This is a genomic window from Leptospira koniambonensis (assembly GCF_004769555.1).
Classification (GTDB): domain Bacteria; phylum Spirochaetota; class Leptospiria; order Leptospirales; family Leptospiraceae; genus Leptospira_B; species Leptospira_B koniambonensis.
The window spans coordinates 178,938-197,503 of the sequence record NZ_RQFY01000004.1 but is presented as its reverse complement, the minus strand read 5'-3'; the positions used below and the strand labels follow the sequence as shown (position 1 = coordinate 197,503).

At 39.7% G+C, this 18,566-nt stretch carries 15 protein-coding genes; 5 read left to right on the top strand and 10 right to left on the bottom strand.

Going from position 1 to position 18,566, the window contains the following annotated elements; genetic code table 11:
- The first annotated feature begins 202 nt into the window (after nt 1–202).
- Genes EHQ52_RS04955 through EHQ52_RS04940 form a run of 4 tightly spaced genes read left to right on the top strand, consistent with a single transcriptional unit; the run spans nt 203 to nt 3,518 of the window.
- Nucleotides 203–1,021 (top strand): efflux RND transporter periplasmic adaptor subunit, encoded by an 819-nt coding sequence (locus EHQ52_RS04955; RefSeq protein WP_135614156.1) that lies wholly within the window; start codon nt 203–205, stop codon nt 1,019–1,021.
- Nucleotides 1,022–2,269, top strand: a complete 1,248-nt coding sequence (locus EHQ52_RS04950; RefSeq protein WP_135614155.1) for an ABC transporter permease — start codon at nt 1,022–1,024, stop codon at nt 2,267–2,269.
- Nucleotides 2,269–2,937, top strand: coding sequence for an ABC transporter ATP-binding protein (locus tag EHQ52_RS04945; RefSeq protein WP_135614154.1), 669 nt, complete (start codon nt 2,269–2,271; stop codon nt 2,935–2,937). The genes EHQ52_RS04950 and EHQ52_RS04945 overlap by 1 nt, the downstream gene beginning before the upstream one ends.
- Before the next feature lie 2 nt (nt 2,938–2,939).
- The gene (locus tag EHQ52_RS04940) at nt 2,940–3,518 is read left to right on the top strand and encodes a TetR/AcrR family transcriptional regulator (protein ID WP_135614153.1); all 579 of its coding nucleotides are present in this window, start codon (nt 2,940–2,942) and stop codon (nt 3,516–3,518) included.
- Here EHQ52_RS04940 and prfB read toward each other — a convergent pair.
- The 10 genes from prfB to EHQ52_RS04890 all read right to left on the bottom strand — a co-directional run bounded on the left by prfB (nt 3,500) and on the right by EHQ52_RS04890 (nt 16,599).
- Nucleotides 3,500–4,603 carry a peptide chain release factor 2 gene (gene prfB, locus EHQ52_RS04935; RefSeq protein WP_135614152.1) on the bottom strand — a complete coding sequence of 368 codons (1,104 nt, stop codon included), beginning with the start codon at nt 4,601–4,603 and terminating at the stop codon, nt 3,500–3,502. The two genes, EHQ52_RS04940 and prfB, sit on opposite strands and share 19 nt — an antisense overlap.
- Nucleotides 4,604–4,686: 83 nt before the next feature.
- Nucleotides 4,687–5,532, bottom strand: coding sequence for a hypothetical protein (locus EHQ52_RS04930; protein WP_135614151.1), 846 nt, complete (start codon nt 5,530–5,532; stop codon nt 4,687–4,689).
- 4 nt (nt 5,533–5,536) lie between these two features.
- Nucleotides 5,537–6,808: a phosphoribosylamine--glycine ligase gene (gene purD / locus EHQ52_RS04925; protein ID WP_135614150.1), complete on the bottom strand. Its 1,272-nt coding sequence runs from the start codon at nt 6,806–6,808 to the stop codon at nt 5,537–5,539.
- Nucleotides 6,809–6,837: 29 nt separating this feature from the next.
- Complete coding sequence (locus tag EHQ52_RS04920) at nt 6,838–9,486, bottom strand: valine--tRNA ligase (RefSeq protein ID WP_135614149.1); 2,649 nt, start codon at nt 9,484–9,486, stop codon at nt 6,838–6,840.
- 160 nt (nt 9,487–9,646) lie between these two features.
- Nucleotides 9,647–10,027: an iron chaperone gene (locus EHQ52_RS04915; protein WP_100711159.1), complete on the bottom strand. Its 381-nt coding sequence runs from the start codon at nt 10,025–10,027 to the stop codon at nt 9,647–9,649.
- 32 nt (nt 10,028–10,059) lie between these two features.
- The gene (locus EHQ52_RS04910; RefSeq protein ID WP_135614148.1) at nt 10,060–10,797 is read right to left on the bottom strand and encodes a TetR/AcrR family transcriptional regulator; all 738 of its coding nucleotides are present in this window, start codon (nt 10,795–10,797) and stop codon (nt 10,060–10,062) included.
- Between the two features lie 361 nt (nt 10,798–11,158).
- The gene (locus EHQ52_RS04905) at nt 11,159–12,739 is read right to left on the bottom strand and encodes a cytidylyltransferase domain-containing protein (RefSeq protein WP_135614147.1); all 1,581 of its coding nucleotides are present in this window, start codon (nt 12,737–12,739) and stop codon (nt 11,159–11,161) included.
- A complete protein-coding gene (locus EHQ52_RS04900) occupies nt 12,714–14,249 on the bottom strand; it encodes a spiro-SPASM protein (protein WP_135614146.1) in 1,536 nt (511 codons plus the stop codon). The genes EHQ52_RS04905 and EHQ52_RS04900 overlap by 26 nt, the downstream gene beginning before the upstream one ends.
- 39 nt (nt 14,250–14,288) lie before the next feature.
- Nucleotides 14,289–15,335 carry a putative peptidyl-prolyl cis-trans isomerase gene (locus EHQ52_RS04895; RefSeq protein ID WP_425269390.1) on the bottom strand — a complete coding sequence of 349 codons (1,047 nt, stop codon included), beginning with the start codon at nt 15,333–15,335 and terminating at the stop codon, nt 14,289–14,291.
- 40 nt (nt 15,336–15,375) lie between these two features.
- Nucleotides 15,376–16,599, bottom strand: a complete 1,224-nt coding sequence (locus EHQ52_RS04890) for an aspartate kinase (protein ID WP_135614144.1) — start codon at nt 16,597–16,599, stop codon at nt 15,376–15,378.
- Between the two features lie 139 nt (nt 16,600–16,738).
- On the opposite strand from EHQ52_RS04890, the gene EHQ52_RS04885 reads away from it, so the two are divergent.
- Nucleotides 16,739–18,559, top strand: coding sequence for a sodium:solute symporter family protein (locus EHQ52_RS04885; RefSeq protein ID WP_167492206.1), 1,821 nt, complete (start codon nt 16,739–16,741; stop codon nt 18,557–18,559).
- Nucleotides 18,560–18,566 lie beyond the last annotated feature (7 nt).

Here is an 18,566-nt window from a genome sequence, read left to right as displayed (position 1 = left end):
GCTCGGTTGTAAATATAAATCGAACTAGATTGTTAACTGTTCACGGATTGTAGGAACTCCTACACTGCGGTTCAACGCATATCCCTGGTTTTGAGTAAATACATTAGGATGACAATTTGACATTTTTTAATGTAAACTAAAATACAATAAAATAGTTTACTTTTTCGAAGTAGTTTCGTCCTAGTAGTATTAGGACAAGACCATGAAAATTTCTCTTCCATTCGATCGTTGGATACTTCAGCTCAAAGAAAGACCTAAACTCTTAGTTTGGGGTATTCTACCTGTAATCTTATTTCTGATCCTTTTTGTTTGGAGAGGTAGGAATTCGAACAAGGACACTTCTGAGATCATCCAAGGCTCAATTATTGAATCTGTATATGGTCTAGCGACTGTAAGTTCTTCGGAGGTGTATCATCTTAGGGTCGCGATACCCTCCGCCATTCGAAAAATTTTCGTGGAAGAAGGAGATCAGGTCCAAGAAGGAACCCCTCTTGTGGAGTTTGATAGTTTTGGGACTATGAGATCTCCTTTTGCAGGAATAGTGACTAACGTTGCATATGAAACAAAAGAGACTGTGGTTCCGCAAACCCCGGTAGTAACTGTGATGGATCTGAAAAAAAGATACCTAACTGTATCTTTAGAAGAGAAGGGCGCAGTAAAGGTTAAAAAAGGCCAGAAGGTCCGTATTCGTTTTGAAGCGTTGGGAGATAAAAACTTCGAAGGAGAAGTGAAGTCTGTATATCCCGCAGATGGACAATTCCAAGTCCATATCACACCGATTGGAATTCCTAGTGAGATACTTCCTGGAATGACAGCCGATGTTGCTATTGAAACTTCAAGTAAAGAAAACGTTATATTAGTCCCGATTAAAGGGATCCAGTCTGGAAAAATCAAAATATTAGAAAACGGTAAAGTTCGTGTCAAAGATATCGAGACCGGACTTACAAATGGAGAATATGCTGAGCTTGTTTCCGGAGACGTACGTTTAGGAGATAAGGTGCTCGTCCAGGAGGATAAATAAATGTTATTTATCGCTCTTAGGCAGATGTCTGCCCGCAAAAAACAAACTATCCTTACTTTGCTTGGGATTATTTTAGGTGCGACTGCTTATATAGTGATCTCTGGGATCATGTTGGGGCTACGAGAATATCTGATAGACCAACTTGTAAATAACGATGCTCATATAAGGATTTCTTCTCAGGTAAAAATTATAGGAGAGAAGGATTTAGATCAGGTACTTTTTCATTCTAAAGAAATTCCCTTTTGGTCCGTTCCTCCTTCGGGCAGAAGGGATACTGAACAGATCGAGAACCAGGCTGGATGGCAAAAGAAAGTTGCTTCTGATCCGGAAGTAGAAGCAAGTTCTCCTCAACTTCAAATAAAAGTAATATATAGAAGAGGAAAGATCGCAGAGGCAGGAAGGATTATCGGCGTAAAACCTGAATTCCAAGCTAAGGTTGCTAGGATTAATGAGAATATTATCCAAGGTGATTTTTTAGAAATTAAAGAAAGCGGGAACAAACTTGTAATTGGAGAGGGCCTCAGACTATTACTTGGCGCGCGAATTTCTGATACAGTTTATATCAGTACAGGAAAGTCGGAACCTATCCCTTTTAAAATAGCTGCTTCCTTCCAAATGGGAAACAAGGCAATCGATGAGACTACTGCATTTGCAAATTTGGGAGACGTCCAAAGTTTAAACCAAGCTCCAAACCGGATCAGCGATATTGCAGTTCGTCTTAAAGATGTTTCTAAAGCAACTTTTAAGGCGAGAGAATGGGCCGAATCTGGAGATGTAAAAGTGCAAAGCTGGGAAGATGTGAATGCCACATTTATTTCCTTATTTAAAATGCAAGATGCGATCCGCTATGCTTTGGTTGGGACAATCTTACTCGTAGCAGGATTCGGGATTTATAATATTCTAAATATTGTGATCGGACAAAAGAGAAGGGAGATAGCAATCCTGAGATCTATAGGATATGAAGCTAATGACATTCTAAAAATATTCCTGATCCAAGGTTTGATCTTGGGAGTTGCCGGTGGAGTTTTAGGAATGTTTCTCGGAAATTTGATCTGTAGAAGATTGGAGCATGTATCCTTTTCAAATCCTCTTATGCAGACAAAATCGGGTATGATGATGGTTTCATTTGCTCCTTCTATTTATTTCCAAGCATTCTTACTTGCATTCATTGCTACTTTGATCGCAAGTATTTTTCCTGCAAGATCTGCGAGTAAACTTTCTCCTATTGAGATCATTCGGGGGGAATAATGGGAATCATATTAGAAAACGTTAAAAAGAGTTTTGGAAAACCTCCTACAGATATCATCAAAGGTATTAGCCTTGAGATCAAAGAAAATGAATTTGTTTCTTTAACTGGAAAATCAGGCTCTGGAAAAAGTACACTTTTGTATTTGATCAGCAGTTTGGATGATCCTTCTCAAGGAAAGATCAGTATAGATGGCAGAACGATTAGTTCTTTGTCTCAAGTTGATCTACATTCTTTTAGAAACCTTCATATGGGATTTGTATTCCAATTTCATTATCTTCTTCCTGAGTTTACTGCTTTGGAGAATGTTTTAATGCCTGCTTTAAAAGCAGGCAAACTGAAAGAAAAAAGAGAAGATGCGATCCGACTTCTGGAACGATTCGATCTGGGAGATAAACTGGATCATATTCCTTCTAAACTTTCTGGAGGACAGATGCAAAGGGTTTCCATTGCAAGAGCATTGGTTATGAAACCCAGATATCTTTTTGCTGACGAACCTACGGGCGCATTAGATTCAGCGAATGCAAAGATCGTGATGGATATCTTTAAGGATATCAATAAGACGGAAGGAACAACAGTGATCATGGTCACTCACGATCCTGATTTTGCAAAGTCAGCTAAGAGACAGATCAAACTTGTAGATGGTATGATCTCCAACGGAAAGGAGTAAAAATGATAGAAAGAATTTTAGAAAGAACCTTTCTTCTTTTTTTGTCCTCCGGTTTTGCAAAAACAAATACAGATCAGATAGCAAAACATATCGGTATTAGCAAAAGAACATTATATAAATATTATGATACCAAAGATAAGCTGATCGATTCTGTTTTCGAACTTATGAGGTCCAAGGTCCAAACAAAGTTTGATAAGGTTTTGCAGGATAAGGAAAAGGATCCGATTGATCGTCTGAAGGAGATTTTGTTCTTTATCTCGGATATGGGATCTAAGATGTCCAAAACGTTTGCTAAAGATATAGAGATGGTTCGTCCGGATCTGTTCGTAACAATGAGAGAGTTTCGAAAACAAAGAATATTGAGTTTATCGGACCTTCTCCGGGAAGGACAAAAAGCAGGGCAAATACGAAAAGATGTTACACCGGAGCTGACGATCGATATTCTATTAGCTGCAGTAGACGGGATCTTAAACCCGACTTACTTATTCCAAAGCCCTTATTCTAATACGATGGCGTTTGATGCAATCGTTACCATCTTCTTAGAAGGAGTTCAGGAAAAACATTACAGAGTTTTTAAGTAAGCCATGATGAACGGTTCTATATCTCCGTCCATGACTGCTTGTACGTTCCCGGTTTCTTGATCTGTACGATGATCTTTCACCATATTATAAGGATGGAATACGTAAGAACGGATCTGGCTTCCCCAGGAGATGTCTTTTTTCTCTCCGGATTTTTTTTCCAGATCATCTTTTAATCTCTCTTGTTCCAGTTCGTAAAGTCTTGCTTTTAACATTTTAAAAGCAGTGTCCCTGTTTTTGATCTGGGATCTTTCGTTCTGACAAGCAACCACGATACCACTTGGAATATGAGTAATACGAACTGCGGAGTCAGTGGTGTTAACGTGCTGTCCACCGGCTCCGGAAGAACGATATACATCTACTCGGATATCCTTATCCTCTATCTGGATATTTATATCGTCGTCTAACTCTGGGCTAACGTGAACGGATACGAATGAAGTGTGTCTACGTTTATTTGCATCGAAAGGAGAGATCCTTACCAAGCGATGTACTCCATTCTCGCATTTCATAAATCCGTAAGCAAAATCGCCTATCACATGAATGGTGGCATTCTTGATCCCAGCGCCGTCTCCCTCTTGAAAATCAACAACGCTGTACTGGTATCCTTTTTTATCGAAATATTTCAGATACATTCTGAAAAGCATCTCTGCCCAGTCCTGGCTTTCTGTTCCACCGGCACCCGGATGGATATTTAAAAAAGCAGGTTTCATATCTTCTGGTTCGTTTAGAGCGCCTAAAAGTTCTAACCTTTCGAATTCAGACTTTAATCTTTGGTATTCGGAGCTGAGTTCGTCTACTCCGTCTTCTCCCTTTTCGTCGAATGTGAGTTCAACTAAATCAGGAAAATCTAATATATCTCTTCTGATTTTGACCCAAGGTTCTAATTTTCTTTCTAACTCTGTTTTTCTTTGGCTGATCGATTTTGCTTGGTCAGGGTTATCCCAGAAACTAGGCTCTGCGATACGATCATTGTACGATTTAAGTTGATCCTGGTCTTTATCCAGGTTCAAAAGTTTCCAGCGATTTAAAAAGTTCTCTTGAAGTTCTTTAGAAAGGCGCTTCAGTTCCTTGGCGTTCTTAACTTCCATTTCGGTCCAATAAAATATATAATATTAATCTGTTGCAAATTTGCGGATACTAATCCGATATCTTTCTGTAAAGGAGGGAATAGTTATCGGAAGAGGAAATCTTCGCTTTCTTCTCTGGCTTCTTCCCAGCTAAATACTGTATCTCTGAGTTGGGGAGTGTTTCCTTCTACCGTTGAGACAAGCTGGTATTCTTCCTTTCTGCCAAATTCTTCCGGGAGTCGTTTTAGGACAAGTTTTCCGGAACGGATCAGATCCAAAACATGCAGTAAGAATGGGTCTCTTTCGGAACGTTGTAGTTCCTTCATGGAAGAATAAAAAGGCATAATCCCTTTATAGAACCAATCCACAGTCTCGTTTTTGCCTGGAGCCCAAAGCTGGTCCAATCGGATGGATTCCTCTTGGACTAAACTTTTACCTTGGAAAGGTTTTTGCAGATGTCTGCATTGGAAATATAGTTCGTGATTGATCTCGCGAGGAAAAGTCCTGCCGTAACCTGCGCCGATCCATTCTAACCATGCCTTCTTTTCTTTACTAGGAAGTGCTGGGATCAATGCGAATAGATAGTTTTGGTTTCGGAACACTCTGGATTGTGCCAGAAAATCCAAAACCTCGTATGGGATCATATAATGACCGGCTTGCCATTCGATTACGATCGGAACATTCTCTACATCTAAGTATTCGTCAGGAGTTTCTTTTTGAACAACATCGCCGAATTGAGTGAGTATATAAATAAAAGATAATAGTTCTCTGCGAGTCATGGAACGAATTAAAGTATCCGAATCCAGTTTTTGTTTTAAGGAAGCACGAATTAGATTATATTGCTCTAAAGGATATTGATGAGGAGATAGAATGATCCCTAAATGTTTTTCTAATTTGCGAAGGTTCGACCTTTCGACTAAATCGATATTTCCAGAAACTAGAAAAGGCATAAAATTAAAGAGCTTTACTCGCGATATCTTTACGGAAGAAGGTTTTGGAAATTTTAAAACCGCTTAGATAAGAATAAACCTTATCCACAGATTCTTTTAAGTCCTTACCGTAAGAAGAGATTCCTAGAATTCTTCCACCTGTCGATATTAAGTTTCCATCCTTTTTTGAAGTGCCAGCATGAAAAACTACTAGATCTTTATTATTCGTTTCAGGTAAATTTAAAGGAATATTCTTTTCGTAAGAATCGGGGTAACCTTCCGCGGCCAAAACGACTACGGTAGATGCTCCGGGTTTCAAACCGATTTTTACATCACCGAGTGCCCCTTTGGCAGACGCTTGGAAAATTTCGAGTAAGTCACCTTCTAACATAGGTAACACACATTGTGTCTCTGGGTCACCAAATCTACAATTGAACTCTACAACTCTAGGATTTCCTTTGGTATCTATCATTAATCCAGCATATAGAAGGCCTTTATAAGGGTTTCCTTTCTTGCGGAAGATCTCAAATACAGGCTGAAACACGAGAGTATTCACTTTTTCTAATGTTTCTTTGGTGACGATCGGAGCAGGGCAGTAAGCACCCATTCCACCTGTGTTGGGACCTTGATCTCCGTCATACGCTCTTTTGTGATCTTGAGCAGCAGGGAGAGTAAAATACGTATTCCCATCGCTTATCGCAAATATAGAAGCTTCTTGTCCTTCCATGAACTCTTCTATAACAACTTTGGATCCACTTTTTCCGAATTTATTATCTAAAAAGATCTCTTTTAGCGCTTGTGTTGCTTGTGAAAGTTCAGTACAAACTGTTACACCCTTACCTGCGGCAAGACCATCCGCCTTGATTACGATAGGTGCTCCTTCTTTTTGAACATAAGCAAACGCTGATTCATAATCTTCGAAAGAAGCGTACTTCGCGGTAGGAACTCCAGCTTCTATCATTAATGCTTTTGCAAATTCTTTAGAGCCTTCAATTTGAGCACAATAGGCAGAAGGTCCGAAAACTGGGACTCCTATCTCTGCCAGCCAATCTCCGATCCCGTCTACTAGAGGATCTTCTGGACCAACTACTACTAAATCATATTCGTTTTTTTGAATGAAGCTTTGAACGGATGATTTACTCTTCAGATCGAAAGAATTTGGAGCCAAAATCTCAGAATCTGGAAATCCTCCGTTGCCCGGAAAAACATGCAATTGGCTGAGTTTAGGGGACTGGCGAAGTTTATAAGCAATAGCGCTTTCGCGACCACCAGAGCCGATTAAAAGGATCTTAGACATAATATTTTACCGCGGTTTAGTCCGAAAAATTAACCTAGTTTTTCCAAACCTTTTTGTAGAACTTCTTTTTTATCGCGGACAGTTTTGAGTTTTTCTTTTTCTTTTTCAATCACGTCCGGATTTGCTTTTGCGATGAAGTTCTCATTTCCTAATTTGGAAGCAAGTTTCTCTTCTTCTTGGATCAACTTTTGTAATTCTTTATCTATACGTGCTCTTTCTTTTTCGAAGTCTATCATTCCTGCTAAAGGAAGAATTACTTCTCCGAAACGGAAAGCGCCAACTGAGTCCGTTTTCTCTCCAGTATAGTTTGCATTCACTTCTATACTTTCTAAACGAGCTAACTGTAAGATTGAGAACTCAAAGTCTTTCACTGCAGAAGCAACTAAAGGCTCAGAAGATTTTAATATCACCTTACATTTTTTATCTAATGGAACACCATTCTCCGCTCTTTGAACACGGATTTGGGTCACTACATCTTGCAGGATAATAGTTTTTTGAACGCCTTCATCACCAGAAGAAACATTATAAGAAGTCGGGAAAGGAGTTTGGATCAAAAAATCTCCTTCGCTGAATACTTCGTAAATTTCCTCAGTTAGGAATGGCATAAAAGGATGAAGAAGTCCTAGGGCCTTAATTAAAATACTTGCAAGTACTTGTTTTGCGATTTCTTGAGATTCTTCTCCCAGCTTTCCGTAAATTCGTGGTTTAACTAATTCGATATACCAATCGCAGAAATCTCCCCAAACGAAATCATAAATTTGAGAAGCCATTTCAAAAAACAGAAATTTGGAATATGCTTTTTCGTAATTAGTAAGAGTTTCATTGAATCTATGAAGGATCCATTTATCCATCGGTTCTAATTTAGAGCTGTACTTAGATTCCAGATCTTCTAGTTTCCAATCTGCATCCATATTCATTAAGATGAAACGACTGGAGTTCCAGATCTTATTACAGAAAGAACGATAACCGTCCAATCTGCTTTCATCAAAAAGAACGTCTTTTGCTTCCGGTAAAGTAGCGGCTAAGAAGAAACGGAAAGAATCAGTTCCGTACTTATTCATCATATCCAAAGGATCTATAACGTTTCCTATGGACTTGGAAAACTTCTTACCTTCTTTATCTCTTACTAATCCGTGGATAATAACTTTTTGGAAAGGAGCCTTGCCTAAAAACTTTTTTCCCATCATGATCATTCTGGCTACCCAGAAGAATATGATATCGAATCCGGTTACAAGTACGGAAGTAGGGTAGAATTTTTTAAGGTCTTCCGTATTCTCAGGCCAGCCTAAAGTGGAGAATGGCCAAAGTTGAGAAGAGAACCAAGTATCTAAAACATCAGTGTCTTGTTCTACTTCTGTAGAATTACATTTAGGACAGTTGTCAACTTTGGTTTCGGAAACTTCTATATGTTTACAATTTTTGCAATGATATGCAGGGATACGATGTCCCCACCATAACTGGCGGGAGATACACCAATCTCTAATATTGTTCATCCACTCGTAGAAAGTTTTTTCCCAAAGTTTAGGAACAAATTCAGTTTCTCCGGATTGAACTGCTTGGATCGCAAGTTCAGCCAAAGGTTTCATTTTACAGAACCATTGAGTGGATAAGTAAGGTTCTATAATTTCTCCACCTCTGGAGTTATGACCGATAGAGTGTGTATGTTCTTCTATCTTTTCTACCAGGCCTAGAGATTGCAGATCATCGATTACTTTTTTACGAGCTACGAATCTTTCTAATCCTGCATATTTACCTGCGTTCTCATTCAGAGTCGCATTCGGATTCATCACAAGTAACGGTTTAAGACCTAATCTTTGTCCAGCTTCGAAGTCATTCGGATCATGAGCAGGAGTGATCTTAACCAAGCCGGATCCGAATTCTTTATCTACGAAAGAATCGAATAAAAGTGGGATCTTTCTATCAGTTAGTGGGAGTTCCAACTCCGCACCTTTTAAAGATTTATATCTTTCGTCGTCAGGATGAGCTGCAACTGCAACGTCCCCAAACATAGTTTCAGGCCTTGTAGTGGCAACGACCAGATATTTGCCTGGTTGACCAACAATAGGATAACGAAGATGATAAAGTTTACCTTTTACTTCTCTATGTTCTACCTCTAGATCCGAAATTGCAGTAAGAGTTTTAGGACACCAGTTGATGATCCTTTCTCCTCTGTATATTAAACCTTCGTCATATAATGTTTTGAAAACTTTGAATACAGCCTTGGACAATCCTTCGTCCATAGTAAATCTGGAACGAGACCAATCTACAGACTCTCCTAAAAGTCTTTGTTGGTTTTGGATCATTCCACCTGAGTGTTCTTTCCATTCCCAAACTTTCTTTTCAAACTCTTCTCTGGTGAAGTCGGTTCTTTTTTTGCCTTCTTTGGCGAGTTCTCTTTCTACAACTACTTGAGTTGCGATCCCTGCGTGGTCAGTGCCCGGAACCCAAAGAGCAGATTTACCTTTTTTACGTTCAATACGGGTTAGAATATCTTGGATAGTATGATTGAGTGCGTGACCAATATGAAGGCTTCCGGTCACATTAGGAGGAGGAAGAACGATGGTAAAAGATTCCCCTGCTTTGAGGTTTGGCTCAAAACTTTTTTCCTTCTCCCAGAGAGAGATCCATTTCGGTTCTACGCTGGTAGGTTCGTAGCGATCACTGATTTGTTTCTTCATAGCCTTCGTTCGGATAGAATTTTCCGTCAGAGGGTGAGGTCAAGTCGTACTGATTCTGTAATTAAGTGTGAATACGCATAAAAAAGGCCCTAGAGTTACTCCAGGGCCTTAAAATCTAAAGATCTGTTTTATAACAAGATGTTAGAAAGATATCTTTCCTTTATTGTAAGGTCTTTTTGAGCAATGTTTTTAGATAAGAAGAAGGGAACTTCTCTTTATCCTTGATCAACACACAGTTCTTGCCGTTTTCCGATTTTGGAAACTTAGCACGAAATGCTCTTACAAAAGACTCTTCGCAAAAATAGACTGAAAGATGGTTTTTATGGTTCGAGAATGCGACCCATCGCCCATTTCTTTCGAAGGTAGGCATACCATATTTCAAACTTTCTCTCAAATCAGAAAATTCTTCTCGGATCGAATCCACCAAATCCTGTAATTTTTCACTCCTTACGGAAGGAGTTCTTTCTAAATAGTCCTCCACATCTGGATTTGAATTTGAATCCAATCTAGGGAGTGTGGGAACTAAAGCATAAAGTAGCATATATTTGTCCTAGGGGCAGGACCCTATTTCACTTAACCTGCGTTCGCAACCAATGGTAGAGGTTCCAAGCTTGGAGCAGAAACCGCACCACCTTTGAAAAGTTGAGCGAGCTCGCTCCAATCTTCTCTGCTAAAATAATCTAATCCGCCATCTGGGCAGCCGAGCAGATCTTCTATCGTTTTGTGATAAGAAAGCATCAAGTCGTATAGATCGGCCTCGGATTCTTTACTTCTTCCTAAAAGATAGAAAGCAACTTTTTCACCCAAAGCATCGCTTAGGTCAAAAATGATGGAAGTCAGGTGATCTGCTCTTAGTTCACTTCTGAGCGATCCGTCTTGCTGGCCTTCTACTATCAAAGAAGCAAATAATGGAAAACTTAAATCCACGGATTTGCGTCGTATCTTATCTCTCAATTGAAGATTGCTGGCGGAGAAAAGGGATTCCAGAAGGAAGCGAACTTCTTCCGATTTACCTTTTTTCCAGTTTCTTGCAACAATGAGTGCTCTGCGGAGTTTATCCAGGCCGGTGCCTTCTGTTCCCAAATCTCCAATCTCTGCTTGCATAGCCGCATGTGCTTCCTTTGCGAATTGCACTGCGATCTCTTCTAGAAGTTCTTCTTTGGATTGAAAATGGTGGTAAAAGGTGCCTTTAGCTATATCTAAAGCGGATAGAATATCCTGAATGGATGTGGTTTCGTACCCTTTTTCGAAGAATAGCCGTCTGGATTCGTTTAGAATTCTTTCTTTTGTGGAGATTTTTGCTGGGATCATTGGGGTTCCTCCTGCTAAACCGACGGTCGGTATAGACCGTTAGTCGGTTTTGACAATACATCCGACTATGCGTCGGTCAAACATATTTCAAAACAACGGTCAAAAAAATCAACAAAGGAAACAAATAAAATGAAAAATGTTTCCTGACTTTCTGGCGGAAAATCCGACGGTCGGTCGAGTCGTCAGTGGAACGCGGAATGAAGTCGGCGGAACGTGGAATCCAAATTCCACATCGCCTCAAAATATAACGCCGCCCTGGTACGGGCACGTTAGTTTTCTTTTATTTATCCCTCTGCGTTCTCCGTGATCTCTGTGCGAAATCTTGTTTGGGCTCGCACAGAGTTCGCAGAGGCCACGGAGATTAAATTATAGAATCTAGTTTATCCAATAGAAGTTTATATCCATTCTCACCCACGGTCTTTGCTCCTAAAGAAAATTCAGACTTACCATTCAGGTTCGTAAATGGAATTTTATATTTTTCTAAAATAGAAGAAAGTTCTCGGTGGATCGGCGAAATGGAGAATGTTGCAGAAGGTATTTTTAAATACAAAGCCTCGAATAGACTTTGGCCGAAATATCCTAAAAACTTTTCGGAGGATTGCAGCGTTTGCAGGTATTGAATTCGCGAAAGTCTGGGAAAATATTCTATCTCATTTGATTGAGGGGGAGTTCCTCCGATCCTGATTTTCCTTTTAGTAGAATTCTGGATCAAAAATTTATCTATATCATTTGATTCTTCTTTTCCTAAGTTTCCTGCGTAACAAAAAATTTCATATTCTTTGGTTGGGCTTTTGTCTTCGCTCGTCGCAGAAGAAATCAGATTCGGAGGAATTAAGATTTGTTCCCAATTGAATATAGGATCGTTCCCGGGATGAGGAAGAAGGTCCCAGAAATCGTATTTCTTCTTATCTTCTCCAAAATGATCAAGAAGCAGAACTTTTGTTTTTTGGTAAGAGATCGGAATTTCAATATCTCTATAATCTATTAGGAGAATATCATATTCTCCGTCTTTTGGAAATTCTGATAACCATTCAGGTTCCCAACCTCTATAAGGCAGAAAGGAATACAAAAGAGAAGTCCTGGAAAAATGTCCGGATCCGAATTCTTTTGCAGGAGCAACTAACACTCCGATTTTTCCTTTGCTCGCTTGGTTAGGTGAAGGGAGATTAAATCTGACCTGAGATACATCCAGATTCTTTTGGAATAGAGAAGGTTCTTTCTTCTCCCATTCTAAAAATTCTTTTGTATTAAAATCGCTAATCGACTCGAAAGATTTTTGAGATATTAGATCTGAGATCGTTTCAAAATCTTCGGGGGTGTCTATGGTTAGTCTGAAGTTTACTAATCTGGAGCCTTCTTCTTTTGTTAATAGGCTTGGGATAGCAGTGATCTTATATTGATTCGGATCTTCTTTTATATGAATGCTTACATGCTCTTTATGTCTTTCTTCTTGTTGCGAGTCCGAAAGATCTAAAAGTGAAGAAGTTCTGAAAACTTCTCCTCCTGTTCCGAGAGGTAATCCCTTAAAATAAGCCAGATCAGAATCTGATTCTATAAATGTTTGGATGAGTAGATCCAAATGATTTGTATCGTAAAATGGATTATCTCCGGTCAGTCTTAGGATTGCATCCGCGCCGAATTTTCCCGCAGCAAGAATATACCTTTGGCGAACATCTTCCAATGGTCCGGAGAAATGATTCATTCCTCTCTTCTCTAAAAAGGATCCCAGTTCAGAATCTCCTTCCGGGATTAGATATACTATCCTGGAATTTGGTAGGATCTTTAAGATTCGAGAATGAATATGATCTAAGATCGTTTTATCCGAATTAGGTGGAATTGGACGGATTACTTTTTTAGGGAATCTTGTGGATCCGGTCCTCGCTTGTATAAAAGCGAATAAAGAACGGATCTTAGGTTTAGGCGTTGAATGTATACCACTCATCGCAGGAAAGGCAAGGAGCAGGAATAGATTCGTGGGCTCCTTTCGCGGAAAAAGTGAAGAATGGATTTCCTTTCGCCCAAATTTGTTCCAAGGAATCTTTGTTTAGATTTCCTATAGAATGTTTTTTAGAACCAGGAGTTTGTTTGCAGATAGAAATTTCTCCGTCTGCGTTCAAATATATATCTCTGGAAATATGCCAACAGAAGTCTCTTCCCAAAGGTGTCAGATCTGAAGCTCTGCGTTGAGGAAGAATATCTGAATAAGAATTATATTTTTGTAAAATGATTTCGTATCCTTCTTTTTGGGCCTGCTCGTACCAGGAATCCAATTCTGCGTCCACTTCTTGGATTTTCAGGAATTGAAGATGAATAGAGGATTTAGGCAATACTTGAGAAATCGCTGCCAGATTTTGTAAAACCTTGTCCAGATTGTCTTTCCCATATAGCTGAGAATAAGTCTTTTTATCTCTGGTGGTCAGATTTACGATCAAGCTGACCTTCTTCTTTTCTTCTTCTTTTAATGAAGAAAGTAATTTGATAAAACCGGAAAGATCACTGTATAATGCAGACTCTATGAACAATTCTTTTATATTAGAAGATGCTAACGTTTTTTGGACAAGTTCTGAAAAGTTTGGATGAAGTGTAGGTTCTCCTAATCCGCCAAAACATACGCTATATGGAAGTCCTAGAGTTTCTGCCTGAGATAAAAGTTTGTCTAAAACCTGAGGATTTAAAGCTATATTATCTTGTTCGGGTTTTAGATTTTGTCTTGGACAAAAATTGCATTCGTATTCACAACCTCTGTATAATTCTACTTCGTAGTAGCTAGGAGCGGGGCGAAATATTTCAGGATGTGAGATTAGGAAGGATTGGATCTCATCGTACTTCCAGTTTTCCTTCTCCTTTAGAAAAGATGATAATAGCCTGAAAGATCTTGGATTATTTGCGGAAAAATCCAATCTCCATTGTCTCAGATCAGGAGAAGTATAAAAAATTTCAGTATCAAACTGGTTGATATTTTTGGCTAAGAAGTCCTGGGTTGACCCTCCGTATTCTGAAGGTAAACTTCTTACAAATTCTCTGGAAAGAATTCTAGGTACAATTCCTGGAGGAAGATTTTCAGAATAAGAATATTGGGCCAGATACTTTTCATGACGAAGGATTAATTCTTCTGTAAGAGCGGAGTCTAGCAAAGGCGCAAATCCGTCAAAAACCAGAAAACAGGTCTCGTCCCATTCTGGATCTCCAGTTCTGGAATCAGGAAGTGAATCGCAGATCTTAGCGAAAAATTCAGCTTCGGATCTGGATTCTATAATTATAAAATCAGAATATTCTAATTGATTGCTTATTTTTTTGGATTCTTCGGAAGTTCCAAGATTACGATTAGAATAAACACGAATTCCTTTTAGGACAGAAGATAATTTTTTAAGAGTAAGTTCTAAATAACGAAGCTGATCAGATATAAGATCTTCTTTTAGATAAAATACGATAGCTTGGGGAGGATATTTCATATTCAAATTTTGGATTTGCTTCGCCGGAGATTTCCGAACTTAATCCAAGTTCAGTGTTTCTTGTTGGTCCGGGATCTTATTCTCTTTTTTATAAGCTTCGTCGAAGATCTGTATCGGCACAGTTGACCTGGATTCTCTTACCCATTTTATAAAATTTTCGTCTTCTTTTTCTCGGCTAAGAAGATTTACAATTCCTTGGCGAACGTTTTCTAAAGGAGTAGGTCTTTTGCCTTCTACCTTTACGATACAATAACGTTTTCTTTCATCTCTGAATACTTCAGAAACGGAACCAACTGGTACTGTAGATACAGCCACAGCAACGGAACGATTTGTTTTATATAATTCGAAAGAAGAGACCCAATCCATAAGTCCTTTTCTGGCCCTTAAGTTTGTATCTGTATTTCTTGGAGAACCTGCGATCAAACCGAAGGAAGCTGGATCAGATAGAACATTCTTTTTAATCTCAGTCGCTTCTTTGTGGATCCTGGATTCTTCCGTGATGGAATCATTATTAGGAGAGATTGCGATTTGTCTGTATTGGACTTCGAATCCTACCTTTTCTCTATTTTGAGAATACCATGCACGGATATCTTTATCAGAAGGTGGATGATTCGGCACCTTGTATTGCATTAGCTGAGTTTTTTTGATCTGATAAGGAAGTTCGGTGTACCAAAGCTCGTAAGACATTCCGGAGCTGGTTTCAACTGCCTTTTCGAATTGTTTACGAGAAGTGACTCCCATAAACTCCATTCTTTTCTCGATCTCGCTCTCTAATCTTTTTTCATTCACTTGGATGGATTCATCTTCTGCGATTGAATCCACTACTGCTCTATCTATTAAAAAATCTATGATACGAGTGCGTAGAGATTTTCTCATGTCCTCATTTTTGAGGTACTTAGTGAGCTTTTGGTATTTGTCTTGAGCGTCATCGAAATCCAATTCGCTGATGGATTGATTTCCGACGGTTGCGATAATCCTATTTAAGGATTCAGCGGGCCTGATCTCTGAAGTAAATACACTTAAAGAAACTATACCTGAGAATAAGGCGAGTTTACGCGAAAATGAAGCTGAGGATGCGGGAAAAATTCCTAACACAGGGAAAAGGATGCTCCCGATCCTCTCTTGTTCAACCGTTTTTCGAAAGCCCGAAGGTCTCGTGGATCTTGTTTACGGCAGTTTCTGCATGAATTCTTGGTATCACGCAGGATATTTTGATCTCTGAGGTGGAGATCATTTCGATATTGATCTCTTTTTCCGCCAAAGCTTTGAACATTTGAGCGGCTACACCTACATGGGATTTCATTCCGATCCCCACTGCAGAAACGATGGAAATCTCTTCGTTGATCTCTGGTTTTTTAGCACCTTGAGAATTACAGAAAGATTCCAAAATAGGAAGAGCCTGAACCAGGTCTTTTTTAGGAACTGTGAAAGATATAGTGTTTCTTCCATTATAAGGAGAAGATTGAACGATCACATCCACAAGAATATCTTTGGAGCTTAAGTCTCCGAATAGAACTGCTGCAAGTCCTGGTTTATCAGGAACATCTGCGATTGTAATTCTGGCTTGGTCGTTCTTTGCGGTAACTCCGCTTACTTTCAATTTTTCCATAATTTTGTCCTCATTTACAACCAAAGTCCCCGGATTATTATTAAAGCTGGAACGTACATGGATCACAACATCGTAGTTCATTCCCAGCTCAACACTTCTGGAATGAAGAACACCTGCACCTAGGCTCGCGAGTTCCAACATTTCCTCATAAGTGATTTGAGAATGTTTAGTGGCTTGGGGAACCACTCTCGGGTCCGCAGTATAAACTCCGTCCACGTCTGTATAAATTTCACATTCTTTTGCACCAAGCACAGCAGCTAACGCTACCGCAGAAGTATCCGAACCACCTCTTCCTAAGGTAGTGATGTTTTCGTCTAGGTCTATCCCTTGGAAACCAGCAACAATCACAACGTTTCCTGTATTTAACGCTGCGTCGATTCTTGACCGATCCACTCCTTGGATCTTAGCATTGGAGAAGTTCCCGTCGGTGATCATCTTGATCTGAGAACCTGTGAATGATTTTGCAGGAACTCCAACATCCCAAAGAGCCATTGCAAGAAGAGCGATAGAAACCTGCTCTCCCGTAGACAATAACATGTCCATCTCTCTCTTTGGAGGATTTTTGGTGATCTTGTCAGCCAGATCAACCAGCTCATCCGTCGTATGCCCCATTGCGGAAACGACTACGACAACATGGTTGCCTTCTTCATGATAACGTTTGATTCTACCGGCTACATTCCGGATGCGATCGGGAGATCCTACAGATGTTCCCCCGTACTTTTGGACGATTATGTTTGCCATCGCTGCCTACCATCTTTTTGGGCTCAGAGAGGGGATCAAGATAAATCAAATCTGGAAGGCTGGAAAGAATCCTTGTTTTCAAGGAAAGTCGGCCGATCTTTATGGAGAGTTCTCCCTTCTTTGGGAGAAGGGGGCCGCCATTTTTTCTCCTATCGATTGGTATCTAATCTTAGCTTATATCATTTTTGCTTTTTCGGTCGGGCTTCTTCTTTCCTCTAAGGCCGGAGAAAGTTTGAGTTCCTACTTTGTAGCGGATAGAAAACTTCCCTGGTGGTGGCTCGGAACTTCTATGGTGGCAACGACCTTTGCCGCGGATACTCCCTTGGTCATCACAGGAATGGTTGCCTTGGATGGTGTTGGAGGGAACTGGCTCTGGTGGAGCTGGGCGATCGGTTATTTGATCATTACAGTATTCTTTGCAGCTTCTTGGAGAAAGGCAGAAGTTCTTACGGATGTTGAATTTGTAGAATTAAGATATTCCGGAACAGGTGCTGCAATATTAAGAGCTTCCAAAGCATTCTTCTTAAGTATTCTTTTTAATTCCATCATATTGGGCTGGGTCTTTAAGGCAATGTCCAAGATCACCGCTCCATTCTTAGATTGGAACGTATTGCTTGGTTCAGAAGTATTCAGATCCATCGCAGATGTGTGGCCGAGTTTTTTAATATTAGGAGATTTGAATACTACACTTACAGTTCTTATTCTTTTCTCGGTAGTAGTTTTTTATAGCAGTATGGGAGGGATCCAAGGTGTGATCCTGACTGACTTATTCCAATTTGCTTTGGGAATATGCGGTGCGATAATATTTGCGGTCTTTGCGATCCAATATGTAGGCGGATTAGAAGGTCTATATTCCAAATTGGAAACTTTGTATCCCGGAAAATCAGAATCCATCATTTCTTTTTGGCCAAGGCTAGGGGAAGAAGAGCATGGACTTCCTCTTCAAGTTTTTCTAATATTCATTGGAGTTCAATGGTGGATCCAATATCATTCGGATGGATCTGGATATTTAGCACAAAGATTACATACTGCAAAAACTCCTAAGGATGCAGAGTTAGGCTCTCTTTGGTTTAATATCGCTAATTTTATTTTGCGCACCTGGCCTTGGGTTTTAACAGGACTCGTATGTTTGGTAGTATTCCCATTACATGACGCAGACTTATTCCAGGTAGAAGGTGGGGTAGTTCAATCAGACAGAGAGATCGCATATCCGATGCTTATGAAGATCGTTTTACCTGCAGGATGTTTGGGATTGGTATTCGTGAGTTTGATGGCGGCGTTCATGTCCACTGCGGATACTCATATCAACTGGGGCGCAAGTTATTTAGTGAATGATCTATATTTGAGATTTCTAAAACCGAATGCTAAAAATAAAGAAACAGTTATCGCAGGAAGGATCGCAGTGGTCTTGATGGCGGGAATTGCTATCTTGGTTGCAGCTCAGATGAATTCAATTGCATCTGCTTGGAAATTTTTCTTAGCAATGGCTTCCGGTTTGGGTTTGCCTCAGATCTTAAGATGGATCTGGTGGAGAGCGAATGCTTGGACAGAATTGTCAGGAATGGGAACTGCATTAGTTCTTTCATTGATTTTATATAAAGTATATCCGGATGTAAATGCAGATTATCTTCTGTTCTTCACTGCTTTGGGAAGTGTGATTGTTTCAATAGTGGTGACATTTATGACTGCTCCAGTTCCGGATCAGGTATTGGATGCATTTGTTGCTAAGTTGCAACCTTTCGGTTTCTGGGGAAAATGGGGTGGGGTTTCTGCTCGCAAAAAATTCTATTCCAGGATCCGTATTTGGTTACTATCGATTTTCTCTTTATACGCTTGGCTTTTTGGAATAGGGTATATTCTACAATTGAAATATACATTAGGTGCAGTATTCCTTGTGTTCGGAGTGATTTCAGGGTTTATAGTCTTGAAGTTATGGGAAAAGAAAGATTCAGTTTCCTAATATAAAT